At 42.5% G+C, this 13,980-nt stretch carries 13 protein-coding genes; 5 read left to right on the plus strand and 8 right to left on the minus strand.

All coding sequences use genetic code 11. The annotated features are described in order from the left end of the window. Positions 1 to 300 precede the first annotated feature (300 nt). Both ACM2FC_RS23010 and ACM2FC_RS23015 read right to left on the minus strand, forming a co-directional pair. Complete coding sequence (locus tag ACM2FC_RS23010) at positions 301 to 1,323, minus strand: IS110 family RNA-guided transposase (RefSeq protein WP_498483379.1); 1,023 nt, start codon at positions 1,321 to 1,323, stop codon at positions 301 to 303. A gap of 473 nt (positions 1,324 to 1,796) precedes the next feature. Further along, a complete protein-coding gene (locus ACM2FC_RS23015; protein ID WP_498483380.1) occupies positions 1,797 to 3,653 on the minus strand; it encodes a methyl-accepting chemotaxis protein in 1,857 nt (618 codons plus the stop codon). Between the two features lie 635 nt (positions 3,654 to 4,288). On the opposite strand from ACM2FC_RS23015, the gene ACM2FC_RS23020 reads away from it, so the two are divergent. Next, positions 4,289 to 4,753: a prepilin-type N-terminal cleavage/methylation domain-containing protein gene (locus ACM2FC_RS23020; RefSeq protein ID WP_498483381.1), complete on the plus strand. Its 465-nt coding sequence runs from the start codon at positions 4,289 to 4,291 to the stop codon at positions 4,751 to 4,753. A 373-nt stretch (positions 4,754 to 5,126) separates the two neighbouring features. Further along, positions 5,127 to 6,416 carry a diguanylate cyclase domain-containing protein gene (locus ACM2FC_RS23025; protein WP_498483382.1) on the plus strand — a complete coding sequence of 430 codons (1,290 nt, stop codon included), beginning with the start codon at positions 5,127 to 5,129 and terminating at the stop codon, positions 6,414 to 6,416. A gap of 365 nt (positions 6,417 to 6,781) precedes the next feature. Here the strand turns inward: ACM2FC_RS23025 and ACM2FC_RS23030 are convergent, their stop codons facing one another. Next, positions 6,782 to 7,084, minus strand: coding sequence for a helix-turn-helix domain-containing protein (locus ACM2FC_RS23030; protein WP_498483383.1), 303 nt, complete (start codon positions 7,082 to 7,084; stop codon positions 6,782 to 6,784). Then, positions 7,077 to 7,445: a type II toxin-antitoxin system RelE/ParE family toxin gene (locus ACM2FC_RS23035; protein ID WP_498483384.1), complete on the minus strand. Its 369-nt coding sequence runs from the start codon at positions 7,443 to 7,445 to the stop codon at positions 7,077 to 7,079. The genes ACM2FC_RS23030 and ACM2FC_RS23035 overlap by 8 nt, the downstream gene beginning before the upstream one ends. A gap of 222 nt (positions 7,446 to 7,667) precedes the next feature. On the opposite strand from ACM2FC_RS23035, the gene ACM2FC_RS23040 reads away from it, so the two are divergent. Both ACM2FC_RS23040 and ACM2FC_RS23045 read left to right on the plus strand, forming a co-directional pair. Beyond that, entirely contained in the window at positions 7,668 to 8,282 is a 615-nt protein-coding gene (locus ACM2FC_RS23040) for a recombinase family protein (protein ID WP_498483385.1), read from the plus strand. Positions 8,283 to 8,555: 273 nt separating this feature from the next. After that, positions 8,556 to 8,888, plus strand: coding sequence for a hypothetical protein (locus tag ACM2FC_RS23045; protein ID WP_498483386.1), 333 nt, complete (start codon positions 8,556 to 8,558; stop codon positions 8,886 to 8,888). Positions 8,889 to 9,113: 225 nt separating this feature from the next. Here ACM2FC_RS23045 and ACM2FC_RS23050 read toward each other — a convergent pair whose 3' ends face one another. Further along, positions 9,114 to 9,494, minus strand: a complete 381-nt coding sequence (locus tag ACM2FC_RS23050; RefSeq protein WP_498483387.1) for a hypothetical protein — start codon at positions 9,492 to 9,494, stop codon at positions 9,114 to 9,116. A gap of 135 nt (positions 9,495 to 9,629) precedes the next feature. On the opposite strand from ACM2FC_RS23050, the gene ACM2FC_RS23055 reads away from it, so the two are divergent. Continuing rightward, positions 9,630 to 10,853, plus strand: a complete 1,224-nt coding sequence (locus ACM2FC_RS23055; RefSeq protein ID WP_498483388.1) for an IS91 family transposase — start codon at positions 9,630 to 9,632, stop codon at positions 10,851 to 10,853. A gap of 147 nt (positions 10,854 to 11,000) precedes the next feature. Here ACM2FC_RS23055 and ACM2FC_RS23060 read toward each other — a convergent pair whose 3' ends face one another. The 3 genes from ACM2FC_RS23060 to ACM2FC_RS23070 form a co-directional block, all read right to left on the minus strand. Next, a complete protein-coding gene (locus ACM2FC_RS23060) occupies positions 11,001 to 11,306 on the minus strand; it encodes a hypothetical protein (protein ID WP_498483389.1) in 306 nt (101 codons plus the stop codon). A 445-nt stretch (positions 11,307 to 11,751) separates the two neighbouring features. After that, a complete protein-coding gene (locus ACM2FC_RS23065) occupies positions 11,752 to 13,158 on the minus strand; it encodes a HipA domain-containing protein (RefSeq protein WP_498483390.1) in 1,407 nt (468 codons plus the stop codon). Further along, complete coding sequence (locus ACM2FC_RS23070; RefSeq protein ID WP_498483391.1) at positions 13,151 to 13,462, minus strand: helix-turn-helix domain-containing protein; 312 nt, start codon at positions 13,460 to 13,462, stop codon at positions 13,151 to 13,153. The genes ACM2FC_RS23065 and ACM2FC_RS23070 overlap by 8 nt, the downstream gene beginning before the upstream one ends. Between the last annotated feature and the right edge of the window lie 518 nt (positions 13,463 to 13,980).

The following is a 13,980-nucleotide window of genomic DNA, read 5'->3' on the forward strand; positions in this document are numbered from 1 at the left end:
GAAATCGCTAAACACCAAGATATATGCAAACAAGTCTAGTCGTATAGAAAACAACTATAAAGACTTCCGCCCGTTGTCAAACAGGTATTCTTAACGCAGCAATAATGAAGATTAAGATGCAGTACTATAAACGGCCATATTGAAGCGAGTTTTAAAATCCTTCGGACCAAAATGAAAGACGCTCGCAAGAACCTCATACATTAATCGGATATTCGTATCCTAATGTTTTCACAGGGACTTCTTGCGGGGTCTTAACCCTTATCATATTTGCGTTGGCATCATGAGTGGTCAGTTGTTTGTCTATGTCGAGTAACAACTTTCGAATGACTCTCCATAGTGAAGGATTGCCCAGCAGTGACGAGCATTTTTGGCCGCTAAAGCTATCGCTGCTCGCCAATAACCGCGGCGATCTTTGACATCACAAACCCATTTACTTAATGGGTCGTCTTTTCTGCCTGCACTGGCCATAATTGATCTGGCCCCCTGCACAAGCAGACTTCTAATATAGTTGTCACCGGTTTTTGTGATCCGCCCTAACTTTTGTTTGCCTCCACTGCTGTATTGAGAAGGGGTTAAGCCCAACCAAGCCGCTAATTGACGACCATTATTGAACTCTTTTCCATCTGCGATTGCACAGACCAAAGCGCTAGCGGTCATCGCGCCAACCCCTTTTAATTTCATCAACTGTTGGCATCGTTCATCTTGTTCTGCCGTGGTCTTAATGAGTCGGTCAAACTTCAGAAGCTTACGTTCGATGTTATCCACATGAAAAAATAGCTCATCGATACAGGTTGTAGCTAAAGCCGGAAGATAAATTTTCATTGCTTCAAATTCATTGCGTAATCGTTCTGGTGATAGCGGAGCAATGACCCCAAACTCAGAGAGTAAACCTCGAATACGGTTACACACTGACGTTCTTTCTTCGTTCAACCCTTGCCTAGCTCGATGTAGGCACTGGATGGATTGTTGTTCTTCAGATTTGATGCTAACAAATCTCATATGAGGACGTTGGACCGCTTCACAAATCGCTTGGGCGTCAGCAGCGTCATTTTTTCCTGTTCGACCTGACAATCGATAAGGGGAGACAAACTTCGGAGCAATAAGTCGAACTTCATGTCCTACTTTTTCAAAAGCTTGGGCCCAAAAATGAGCACTGCTACAAGCTTCCATTCCAATCAAACACGGTGGTATGTTTGCTACGGTTTCTAATAACTTAGCCCGACTTACTTTGGGTTTGCAAAGAACTGTATGACCTTTGTGGTCAACACCATGTAGTGCAAACACGTTCTTTGCCAGGTCAATACCTAATACAGTCACAGCCATGTTAGTCTCTCCGTATGAAATGGTTAAATTATCATCTCAAAACTTACATTCGAGTGATAGAGCGGAAGTCCATTCCATACATTAAGGACCTAGATTTCGCGCCATTTAAGGCATGACATAAAAAAAGTAGAAACCCTTGAAGAGAAAGATTTCTACTTAAATACATCGACACTTTGGACTGGTTATTTGTCAATAAACCAATGAAGATACCAAGACAACCTTCAACACCACGTTACCAAACACCACCCCATAATAAACCGCAAAGCGTGTTGTTTTGAGATCTGGTTAAAATTCAACCAACTCAAAATAAATGACCCGTTCAAAAATTAAACCAACACAAATGAAAGTTACTTAAGTATTAGAGATTTAGGTAGTTTTTTCGCTTACCCCGTATTTTTCAACATACACTCAAATGAGGCCGCGAAAGCGGTCTTTTTTGTCTCAAATTCTTAATTGACAGGATCTGAATTCTGTTATGGCTGAATTTTGAAAAATTTAAATTCATGATTGAGACTCTCTATCACCTCTGAAATGACTTTGTTTGAACTCTCGGTGTGCTTTAACTCTTCAACGTTTTCCGAAACTAAATGATTGATACTCTCCAATTGGGTTGAAATATCCAGCGTCACTGTCTTCTGCTCTTCGGATGCCGTTGACACAAGCGTGTTGGTTTCAGAGATGTCTCCAACTTTGTCAGAAATGTTTCTAAACGCATGCGTCAAGCTATTAGAAATTTCTTGAGCCTCCACCATCAACTCAGCATTACTTTTCATAAATTCGTCCGCTTGTTGAGATTGCTGTTGGAGCTGAGAGATGACATTTTGAATATCAACGGTCGACTTTTGCGTTTTGGACGCAAGAGAGCGAACTTCGTCTGCGACGACGGCAAATCCTCTACCATAACTGCCCGCTCTCGCCGCCTCTATTGCGGCATTGAGGGCGAGTAAATTGGTTTGTTCTGAAATCGTGTTGATGGTTTCTACCACAGTACTGATTTTTTCAGAATGTGTTCTCAATTCATCCACAATTTTCAGTGACTCAGACATGGCGTAATTCACTTGGCTCGCAATATCATCGGAGCGTTTTAGCGTTTCTGAACTTTCGTTGATAGTGTCAATGGCTTTTGAGGCTGCCCCTTCTGCTCTTTGAGCATTATTATATATCTCCGAAGCTGTAGAAGAGAGCTCTGAAGCCGCTGTTGCTACTTGACCAATTAAAGACTGCTCACGTTTAGCATTACTGGAATTACAGCTAATATTTTCTGAAATATTCTCTTTTGAGATGGAGAGTTCTTTGACCGTGATATGAGATTTCTCTACAAATGACGATAAGTTTTTCGTAAGGACATTTAATGAGCTACTGATGCTGTCTAATTCATTATTGCAGTGAGGGATGTTATGCTCCGCTAACACCCCATTAGACAGTTCAATGATCCATCGACGGATTTTAGGCACATGCTTCAACTCTTTCTTAATGAGAAAATAGAGCAAAGCAATGAGCACAATACCACTTACCGAAAAAATAGTAATGATGATAGACAGTACTTGGTCGTTGCTTTTGATCATGCTGGCAAGTGGGATGATTGAATACAGCACATTCCCATCTCGTAATGTGGCTTTATTGACTGAGAACGACTCGCCTTTTTGGGTCTCGTAAATTAAGGCACTATTTGGCATGATGTCATTAAACGACGGTCGAATATCCAACAGGTTTTGTGCCAACCAAGATTTATTGACCTTGTCAGTAGAAAATACCGTTCCCTTGCTGTCAGTGATCGCAAATTCTCGATTATCATTGATGAGTGCATCACCATTGACATCAAACAACAACACCCCGACGATTTTCCCTTGCCATATGATAGGACTGGAAAATGTCACAACCGATACTCCGGTTTCAACAGACGTGTAAATACTGGATTGATAAAAGCTCCGACCTCCCTCAGTGACATCAATGAACCACGGTCTTCGTCGCTCTTTGGCGTTCCAATCTAACTTTTTGCCTAATGATGAGTAAATATTCCCTTCAATATCAGCGACGTCAACTTCAATGAAGTTGTAACTTTGTTGAATATAAGTGGCGATGTTAAGTAGCTCTTTTTCTTCTTTATTCGCAACGATACTGGCTATCGAAGTAGAAATATTTTGTAAGCTCACTTTTTTGGCGTTAATGGCCTGATCATAGAGTTGCGTTAACCCCTGCAGTTGAGCGTTGCCTTCCGTTTGCATGACCTCTTTTAAAAGTGATTTTTGAATATTGTATATCACGACGCTTGAGGCTAGGACCACGCAAATAATACACAGTCCTAAATAAAGCCCAATTTTCTTTAACATAATGTTCCCTTTATATTATGTTGTCATTCTTTCACCTACCGACAGTGTTAACGTATAGCTCAAAAATCGACCACATGTAAGTTCAGCGTGGGTCATGCCGCCTGCCCATGAATTGACCACCGCTTCTTTTGCTAATCGATAAGGGCTGACAAGGTGATTGCCAGGATGTGTGTGAAAGACTGAGGCTCTAAGGCTGAGCTACAGGGTCAAGAGAAAAAAGCGGGGTAGCAAGGAGCCTACCCCGGGAGTCAACGTCAAGAGCCCTATACAACTCAGGGACATGGGTAAATTGGATAAGTTGTATAAGACTATTGTTAATATAGATATTATTTATAGTCGCGCCAATTTCTGTTCGATATTATTTTAAATCTAGATAATAAAGTTGTCATTTGTGATTCATATCACGTTTAGTGACTCTTTATTTCGCTCACTTCCCCCTTTAACGCTTTGGCGATATATTTTCATTGACAACCAATAAGCATCACAACACATACTAATCATATTCGCTATGCTTTCATCTAAGTGAATGAGATTGGACAACGTCAGCGTAAGCCTTTTAAACACCGCTTCGTGGGTCGGTCCACAAGACTTAACACACAATTTTCAGTAAATCAGAGTCAAAAGAATGTGTCTGAATGAATAAGCAAAATGGTTTCACCCTCATCGAGTTGGTCGTCGTCATTGTGATACTGGGTATCTTAGCTGTCACGGCCGCCCCTAAGTTTTTAAATCTTCAAGGGGACGCACGTGAGTCCGCCTTACAAGGCTTAAAAGGCGCGGTTGATGGGGCCGCGGGGGTGGTCTACGGTAAATCGGCCATTGAGGGCATTGAAACCGACGCGACAGGTACGACAGAAGACGATATTACGGTCGTTTACGGTTACCCTGACAGCTCAACGACGGGCATTGTGGATGCCGTGACGGGGTTATCATCGGATTGGCAATCTTATGTCTCTGGCTCGAGCCGAGTCATAACCTTTCCCAGTGACTCCATTACCGATGCGTCAGGTGTCACAGCGACAGGCTGCTATGTGACTTACACTGAAGCCACCAGTGCCAGCTCTGCGTACAGCTCTAGTGTGACCGCCACGGATTGTTAAGCAGCCTAATGACTCAAAAAAAAGCAGAGCCCTGTTGAGCTCTGCTTGCACTTATGATGTTGTTGATTAGGCGGTGAGTCTCGTGCGCAGTCATCCTCAAGGAAAAAATGACTATCAGTTGCGCACTCGACCTTGAGAGTGTAGTCAATCATCGCTCACATGCCGAGGTGAACGACAAGATAATAGTCTCTCACCCTCAAACTTTTGAACCCACCACAATTTCATGTGCAAATAATCACCAGAACGATAACAAATTAACGGCATTCCTCTCACCAAACGATTATTCTCTTCTCATTATTTTTACGCACACAAGTGCATAAATAGAATTTATGCTCCATAGTCTATAGCGTACTTCATTCTTTTAGGGTGTATGATGAGCATTCGATTTAAAATATCGGCATTGATAGGGGTACTTTTTTTAGTCTCCATAACGAATACCTACTTTATTTTCCTCCTAGAAAAAGAAGGAAATGAGAAACTGTCATGGGTCAGCCATACCAACCAAGTCCTTTTTGAATCAGAAAAGCTGCTGGGTGGATTGCGCGATGCCGAAACGGGGCAGCGGGGATATTTGCTGACGCTCAACGCTGACTACCTAGAGCCTTATCATGCCGCCCAGTCCTCGATAGAGGCCACCTATCAACGTCTAGTTCAGCTGACGTCAGATAATCCCACGCAACAAACCTTACTTGAAAAAACGAAAAAACACATTCAATCGAAGTTAGAGGAATTGGCGGCGACCATCAAACTCGCGAGCAATAATCAACACGCCCAAGCCATGCAGATTGTTGAAATGAACATGGGTAAGCATTTGATGAGTCGCATACGTAAGGATTTGCATCAATTTTCAGCCCATGAATTGGTATTACTCGAAAAACGCAAAGGCGCGTACAACAGTAGCCGAACTCGAGTCACGACCCTGATAGCGGTGGAGTTTGTTCTGTTCTTTGTGCTGGCTATCTTGACGTTCTTGTATCTGAGAAATAGCTTGTTCCGGCCTTTAGGGACATTAGTCAAGAATGCGAAAAAAATCGAGCAAGGCGAACGATTGGAGTACACCGACATCTTATCGAAAGACGAAGTCGGCATATTGTCAAACTCCTTTCTTATCATGAGCGAAAAAGTCTATGAAAGAGAGCAAGCGTTGGAGAAAAAAGCCCATTACGATGAGCTGACTGGATTGAAAAATAGGGCGATGCTTGATATTGAACTGAATGAAGCATTGAGATATATCGATGTGAGCGAGGTGAAGACCGCTCTATTGTTTATCGATGTGAATAAATTGAAGCAGCTTAACGATACGCAAGGTCATCAAGCTGGCGATGCATTACTTCGAGATACGGCAACCTGTTTGCAGGCAAGCGTTCGGGGCTCGGATTCAGTGTTTCGGATAGGAGGCGATGAGTTTATTATTTTATTACGCGGGATCGTTGAAAATTCGGACATATCGACCATCGTGAACACGATCCATGCTCAAGCTGAGCTCTTAGCCCAAGATAAAACGATGCCCTCTCCCATCGAATTAAGTATTGGGGCAGCCATCGCACCCGATCACAGTTCATTGTCTCATGAGCTGATTCGCTACGCAGATATAGCCATGTATCAAGCTAAGCGAAATCAACAAAAAGACGTCTGTTTTTTTGATACTGACTTACTTGAATGAGTGACTCGCCCACTATTGAATATTTGGCGTTTTTATTGAATATGTACTACTTTTGGGTTAGGTCTGTGTAAGGACCTCTCCCAGTATGTTTAGACACATTAAATGTCTCTGAGCCCGCACTAGCCAGCGGGCCATTTTTTCGATGACCAAACACAACTCCATAATAAACCGCAAAGCGTGTTGTTTTGAGGTGTAATTAAAATTTAACCAATACAAATGAAAGTTACTTAATTATTAGAGATTTAGGTAGGTTTTTCGCTTACCCCGTATTTTTCAACATACACTCAAATGAGGCCGAGAAAGCGGTCTTTTTTTGCCTCAAATCCCTAAGTGACAGAACAGTAATAGAATACCTTTAACACGCGCTACATTAAGGCCTGCAAGCCTTTCTCCTTGATAAGATTGAGTAGTACAACGGCACTACCTGAAGGCATCGACTTACCTTGCTCCCAACGCTGAATACTCACAGGTGATAGGTTAAGGTATCGAGCCAATACCGCTTGGCTGATATGGTTAGATTCGCGCAAAGCCTTCACGTCTTCACCATTAAGATCTGAGTGATACGCTAGATGCTTGTGTTCAAACTCACGTAATGTTTGTTTTTCAATTAGACCATCTGAAGCCATCCCTTCTAGGTCTTCGTAAAGAGATTCAATTAAGTCACTCATATTTCACCTCGATAAGAGAGTTACTGCTCTGATTCAGCTCGACATTAAACAATATTTTTGCCATATCTCTCAATGCACTGAGCTCTTTATCAGAGATTTCCTTCCCTGACTTTTTCACCGTGTTTTTGGGGTAGCCATACATAAAAATAGCTCTATCACCTTGCTTATAGGCAATAATGGTTCGAAATCCACCACTTTTACCACGGCCTTGCGCTTTGATTCGCTTCTTAAACACACCCCCACCAAGGTCGGCTTCGATTAAGCCATCTTCTAATTCTTTGATGGCATCGATAAGTTCAGAGTCAGTCAACCTCTCTGATTTTTGGAAGCGTCCAAAATTCTTTGTTTTATAAACTTTCAATATAATCACTTTGATTATAGTCAATATGATTACACTTTACAGAAAGAAGAAAAGCTTGTCATCTTCTCTAAGAGATAAAATGTGTTCTCATTGGTTCGTTTAGGGTCCACTTCACGGGGACCAGTCATTCATATTCAAATACTGGTTCTCGAATTATTGATTTTAAACCCTACGAGCACTATTATTGAAAACTAGACCCTAAAGAGACCAGTTTCAAGAATTATGTTCATAAGAGCCTACCTTCGAGCATCAACTGATGAACAAGATGCAAATCGCGCTAAAGAAGAGTTAAATCATTTTGCTGAGCAAAAAGGTATACGAATCGCGAGTTATTACTCTGAGAACCAATCAGGTTCAAAGTTAGATAGAGTCGGTCTGGCTCGCTTAATTGATGATGCACATGAAGGTGATGTACTGCTGGTCGAAAAGGTCGATAGACTCTCTCGTTTACCTTATGAGAAGTGGAAGCTGCTCAAAGGGCAATTAGTTAAAGCCGGTATTCATATCGTTGTTATCGACCAACCCATGACGCATGGCATTCTGGATGGTAGTGCGGACAGTTCAATGATCTCAAAAGTACTGACTGAATTTATGATCGATTTAGCGGCAGCAATGGCGAGAGATGATTATGAGACACGCCGAAAGCGTCAAGCTCAAGGTATCGAGAAGGCGAAAAAGTTGGGCAAGTACTCTGGCCGGAAACCTGATCATCAATTGAGAGAAAACATTGCACTATTGCTGGGTGAGGGAAAAAGTTGGTCCCAGATTCAAGATTTGCTCAAGTGCAGTCGATCCATGATAGCGAAGGTAAAGAAATTGGAAAAAGGCACTTCCTAAAGAGAAAATGCCCCTTTTCCAGTTTTAGCTGTTAGCTGACCCAGTAGGCTTAGCTCACTTTTGACCTAACTTTAGTAATTCAAAGTTTCACGTTGGCACAATCGTTGCCGTATTTTTATGTATACTTCAGTGTTGGTTCAACTGGTACGTACCGACATTTACCTATTGTACCTATATGACTTGTAATTCTGCTGTACGGAACGAAAAATTCAGTTGTTAAATCGGTTTTTACCTTTACACTTCATCTGAAATATCTACCTTCGGAAATGAAGCATGTTAAAAACAAAACTTATTACTCGTACCATTCTTATTACATCGCTCCTATTTAGTGGAGCTTCTTTCGCCACGACGGATTGTACCGCTACAATTAATCAAATCTTTTACGGCTATATAGGAAGTGATGTAGGAAATGGCGTCTATATCGAAACATCAGCTGGAACCGTATATGCAAAAATCAGTGATCCCATGTACAACACATATGTATCTGTTGCAACTGCAGCTCTAATGTCTAAAAAGTCCATTCAAATTCGATTGAGTTCTACGGGAGTCTCTTGCCCATTTACAGATGTCAGAGGGGACCTCACAGGAATTAAGCTACTACAGTAACCCATTCACTCGATTTCTTGAATGGGTAAACCTTCTCCTTTAATTTACCAGCCCTCTTCCCAAATGAGTTTGTATTTTTCAGAGGGGGGGACAATATTAGAGCAAATGCTAAATTGTTTATGCCCCTTTTCTATTTTGAAAAATTAGCTCGGCGTATGAGCCGAGCTAACTTTTGCCTTCATAAAAGTAATCAATGAAAGGTCCAGAAGAATAAATTTTTAATACTTAGCTCTGCAGCTCTACGCCATCGATTTTAGGAGCATTTCCCATGCAGCCGTTTAGATGAAGAGCAACTGGTTTTCCAAGCGAATAGGCTGTTAGCAAAACTGATAGCTCTGCTTGTGAATTCGGATCAGTTGAGTCTATACGGTAATATTGGCCAGCCCCACAGTTTTCTGGGTCAATGTGTGCAGCAGAAGTCACTACGTCAGTATTTCCCTCTCCCCACGGAGCAACGTATGTCACCTTGGAGGATGGAACAAGTGCGGTTCCAGAAAAAAGCTCCGCTTCTGTTATCTCGTTAGTCGAAGAAGATTGTGTCGCTGAAAAAGCGGAAACACTAAATAGGAAAGCTAAACTCGCGGTTAGTGTTGTCAGATATTTCATTCTATTTTTTCCCTATTGAAACTAAAAACGCGGCACACTCTAATTGCGTACGCTGCAATTGGGCACGCGGCAGGTTTATGCGTATAATCCAGCTTCCCATTCGCTATGATGACGCTCCGTTAACCTTCAACACCTATGGCTGCTAGTACTTCTGTTAACCAACCCTATCAGCCCAGACCTATTAATTTCCTCTTCGAGTACAACAAAATCTGGCAAAACATGGTGGAGACCGACGACACTCTTCGAGATATCGAAATCAGCGAAGTCACTAAAATGCTCGCCTGCGGAAAACCGGCATTGGGCTGTAAAGAATTGCATTGTGAAAACGACGACTGCATCCACTTTAAAAATCTCTGGTTTACTTGCTCTAGCCGAGCCTGCTCTCGCTGTGGCAAAAAGTCCACAGACAGCTGGATAGTTCAACAGGTTGAGCGCCTGCCTCATTGCCCTTGGATGCACATGACGTTCACTATGCCTGATGCCTTCTGGCCCCTCTTTATCCATAACAGAGCACTGCTTGATAAGCTCTGCCAATTGGCCGTTGATAACCTGCTTTATGCCGCCAAACAACAGGGATTGGAGATTGGCATTTTCTGCGCACTGCATACCTTTGGTCGGCGACTCACTTGGCATCCACACGTGCATGTGTCGGTCACCCTCGGTGGGATGAATGTGTACGGAGGGCCCGGGGACTGGAAAGATCTCACCTATTGCCATGAAAAAGTCGAAAAACGCTGGCGACATGAGCTGTGCGATTTTCTGTTATCAGAATACCCCACTCTTAACATCGAAGGGGCTGAGAGCCATTGTCGTGATTTCGATGAGTTCCAACGCTTCGTCAACACGCAAAGGCAGCGCTTCTGGCATGTCCATTTCGCCAGAAAGACTCAGCACCCGAAATCCACCATTAACTACCTCGGTCGATATCTCAAACGTCCCCCAATTTCTGGGGCAAAGCTGGCCCATTACCGCGGGGAAGCCACGCTCTCCTTTCGTTATCTCGATCACCACACGGGAAAATATGAAACGGAGCAGGTCACCCAGCTTGAGTTGATCAAACGCCTCATCCAACACATCCCAGAGAAAGGTTTTCGTATGATCCGCTATTTTGGTTTTCTGGCCAATCGGGTCGTCAGAGATAAATTACCTAAAGTGCGTGAGTCTCTAGGGATGGAAAAACATCCAGAGCCCATACCACCGCTTCGATATGGTCAGATGATAAAGAGCTTTTTAAAGGTCGATCCGTTTGAATGTATTCTGTGTGGCCGCCGAATGCGTGCTGCTCGATATGACTTAGGGGTGGGGAGAAAAGCCTTAGTGAATGAGGCCTTGAGCAGGCGCGCTGAAGCCATGGCTTAGGGAAGATCTATCTGAAAGCCGGATAAGCCACACTACCGATGATAATTCCGTGCTCTGTTATCCATTCTACAGATAATTGACAACGATTACGGGTGATACAGAGTGCTCGGTTCATCAGTAAACTCTGTCAGAAATACTTTGAAATCGCTAAACATCGAGCGTTTGAACACCTTTCATCATGTGCTCACTTTTTAGTGTGACGCTCTCTGTCAGTACATCTTTCGTCTGTACATCATCCTTGGTTTCGGTTGTCACGGTTTTGAGCTGGCTTTTAGCCGACACAAGCCCACCCAATTCATGAGCGAGTTGACCTTTAGCCATCGCTCTTGCGGTGGTTCTGTCTAAAGCTGGATTGCCAGTGCTATCGACACAGCCAGTCGTGGTATACTGCTGATTGGCGTAGGATAAACTGCTTACCAAAAGAAGACCAACCATCATCCATTTAGGTGTCATGCCGCCTCCATATCGAAAAAGATAAAACCAGCTTACACGAGTTTCTAGATTTCCAAAATCAACGACTATTGACATAGAAATCAGTATGTTTGGAAAGTTCGTTACATATATAGAGTTACTTGATAGACATCTTCTCTAGCGTGAGCTTCAGTTTACTTTATCGACAATATTGACACCTAAGGTATTAAAATCGACAGATTTATAAACCAGCTCTATTTGTGGGTAGCTTATGTTTATCAAGGTATATTCTGAGCGGTGATTCGGATAATGGATTATTGCCATTGTTCGAATCAGACTGTTAAATGCAGATAAACTAGCGTCTTAAACCTACTGGAAGGTAATATTTTTGAGTTTAATATATTTAGTTATAGTGCATATTGTTTTAATAGGACTGTGGCAACCTACCCCCCTGCTTTAGGCTTAAGTTAGCGTTAAGAACTTTTTCTTACAAAATCTCCGACATTTCTTCTATTAACGAAGACTGTTCAAGTAAATATTCACACTCTTCAGTAATTAATCGCTCACACATTTCGATATGAGTCAGCTCCTGTTTACTGACATTTTGTCCTTTCACATACTTAGACGCGGCGCTTAATTTGCCTTTTATCGACACAACAGTGTCAGACACTATTTGTGCCATTCGAGCAGGAGAATAATCAAACTCCTTTGCGAAATCTGCCAGGTGATACGCGGTAATTGGGCGCTGAAAGTTGCCAATGGGTGGATTCTGAAAATCTACTCTATCCCAGTCTCCAATCGACATCGCAAAAAATTTAGGGATACTTGCGGCTCGCCCTGCTCTAGAATCCAAAGAACCACTTTCGGCATTCCTTCTCGCACCTTCCTGAGCCAGAGCCTCAATATTCACCAAGTCATAAAAAGGAGTGAGGCTGAGCCCTGACGGGGCCACAAAAAAGCTAATATTTTTACCGTGAGCATCGTAATTAAACGTAGCAAGATTAAACACCATCCACTGAATGAGTTGAAGATGGGTTTTGGCGTTATCAACGGTATCGACTTGAAACAGTTTGGGAAACGATACTCCATCTCTCATGTAAATCCCGTCACCTTCATCGCCATTTTGACGTTCGTATTTGTAGCTAGGAGGGAGGTCTGTAGCCTGACAACCATCAATGACATGTTTGCGCACAACAATATCTCGACTCTCAATATACTGTCTGTCAAAGCGCTCAATAACTAAAGTACGGGTGTTTCCAAACATATCTAACTCAACGTTTGCCACATCCATACCAATCATTCTCGCAAGCGTCATGCAATAAAACTCATTAACCACAATGCACGGCGCTTTTTTACTCTCAAACTTGTAAATATAGTTCGAGCTCAAAGTACCATCCCCAAACCCTATCATCCCCTTTCTTTTAAGAAGGTTGAGTTTATTTTGAACGCCGGCCACTGACAGTCGAACTCTTCCGTCCCAAAACACTAAGGGGTCGTTACTGTATTCCAATCTTTCGACTAATTCCTCTCTTGATACCTCTCGAAAAGCACTCCCCACTGTTGGAGAATTTTCCGCCTTGAAAGTCAGAGCTCCTGACGTTTCCGAACCAATCATAGAAATTAGTGCAAAAGTATTAGCCTGACTGATGGTCGTGTTTTTGAGCATTTCGTCGAACGCTGCACCTTCGGGTAGTAAGTTACGTAGGAAGTTTTCAATACTTCTAGACTCTATTTCCCCTGTAATAGGCATATAAGGTGAAATGGAAAAGCCATGTTCGATCCAACTCTCTTCATAGACAAAATTAAACTCTGTCGTTGAACCAACGGCGAGAGTGAGAGTACCAACTTTCGTCTTCGTTCCCACAAAGATATCTAGCTTTTGTACATTACTCATACCAACCCTCACCTAGCTGTTTACTCTCTTGAGCAGAAGTCGTTAAAACGTTTGAGTCAACGAGTTTAAATGTCAGACCTAAAATATCCATTAATTGGATAACATGAGAAAAGGTGACCGCTACGTCCCCTTTTTCAATTTTCATCACTGTTTTTTTAGATACATGAATACGTGTGGCCACATCTTCCAATCGCCAGCCACGTTGAGTTCTTTTTGCTCTAATCGCGTTACCTAGTAACGCCATATTAAACTCTGCATTTAAATTCGGCATTGATTCTGCTTTTACTGCTCTACCTTTTCGCATGATAAGTTACTTATTCTACCCTTTTATTCTCAACTTAGTCTTACAACAACCAAAAGTCCATTTAAATTCACTTTTGAAATTGAAATTAGAAGCAAGCATATATAAGTGCATTATTTTGCTCTTATATAACTTCAATGAACACAAATGGAGTTGCTAGGGTATCGATACACTTTATTGCGCTTGACTGCTCCCCTCCCTAAAGGAATGGGATTCTTAGTTCAACAGGCTTTCACTAGGTTGGGGGAAACACTCACCCCCGCTCCAGTCGCTCCGTGACTACTCACCGCCCTAATCGGGCGATGCTTCTTATTTCGTTAGCCGTTGCTCGATAGTATCGGGACTCACGCAGCTTCCATAAGCAGAGACGATTGCCCAACCGCCTTTAATTCCAGAATACCTTTATCACGAATATTGAGGGCGGCATTTAAGTCGCGATCTATATCCGTAGTGCCGCAAGATGGACTGTAACGGTCAAGTAAACTTGGAGACTTCTTTAGGCACTTTTTCCTAGTTTCATT

The organism is Vibrio sp. A37, from assembly GCF_059777565.1.

What these genes read in the sequence shown, in the direction of transcription:
- ACM2FC_RS23045 (WP_498483386.1), top strand. Translation starts at nt 8,556, where the DNA reads ATGTTAAAAACAAAACTTATTACTCGTACCATTCTTATTACATCGCTC.
- ACM2FC_RS23030 (WP_498483383.1), bottom strand. Translation starts at nt 7,084, where the DNA reads ATGAGTGACTTAATTGAATCTCTTTACGAAGACCTAGAAGGGATGGCT.
- ACM2FC_RS23055 (WP_498483388.1), top strand. Translation starts at nt 9,630, where the DNA reads ATGGCTGCTAGTACTTCTGTTAACCAACCCTATCAGCCCAGACCTATT.
- ACM2FC_RS23010 (WP_498483379.1), bottom strand. Translation starts at nt 1,323, where the DNA reads ATGGCTGTGACTGTATTAGGTATTGACCTGGCAAAGAACGTGTTTGCA.
- ACM2FC_RS23015 (WP_498483380.1), bottom strand. Translation starts at nt 3,653, where the DNA reads ATGTTAAAGAAAATTGGGCTTTATTTAGGACTGTGTATTATTTGCGTG.
- ACM2FC_RS23065 (WP_498483390.1), bottom strand. Translation starts at nt 13,158, where the DNA reads ATGAGTAATGTACAAAAGCTAGATATCTTTGTGGGAACGAAGACGAAA.
- ACM2FC_RS23070 (WP_498483391.1), bottom strand. Translation starts at nt 13,462, where the DNA reads ATGCGAAAAGGTAGAGCAGTAAAAGCAGAATCAATGCCGAATTTAAAT.
- ACM2FC_RS23060 (WP_498483389.1), bottom strand. Translation starts at nt 11,306, where the DNA reads ATGACACCTAAATGGATGATGGTTGGTCTTCTTTTGGTAAGCAGTTTA.
- ACM2FC_RS23025 (WP_498483382.1), top strand. Translation starts at nt 5,127, where the DNA reads ATGAGCATTCGATTTAAAATATCGGCATTGATAGGGGTACTTTTTTTA.
- ACM2FC_RS23050 (WP_498483387.1), bottom strand. Translation starts at nt 9,494, where the DNA reads ATGAAATATCTGACAACACTAACCGCGAGTTTAGCTTTCCTATTTAGT.
- ACM2FC_RS23020 (WP_498483381.1), top strand. Translation starts at nt 4,289, where the DNA reads ATGAATAAGCAAAATGGTTTCACCCTCATCGAGTTGGTCGTCGTCATT.
- ACM2FC_RS23040 (WP_498483385.1), top strand. Translation starts at nt 7,668, where the DNA reads ATGTTCATAAGAGCCTACCTTCGAGCATCAACTGATGAACAAGATGCA.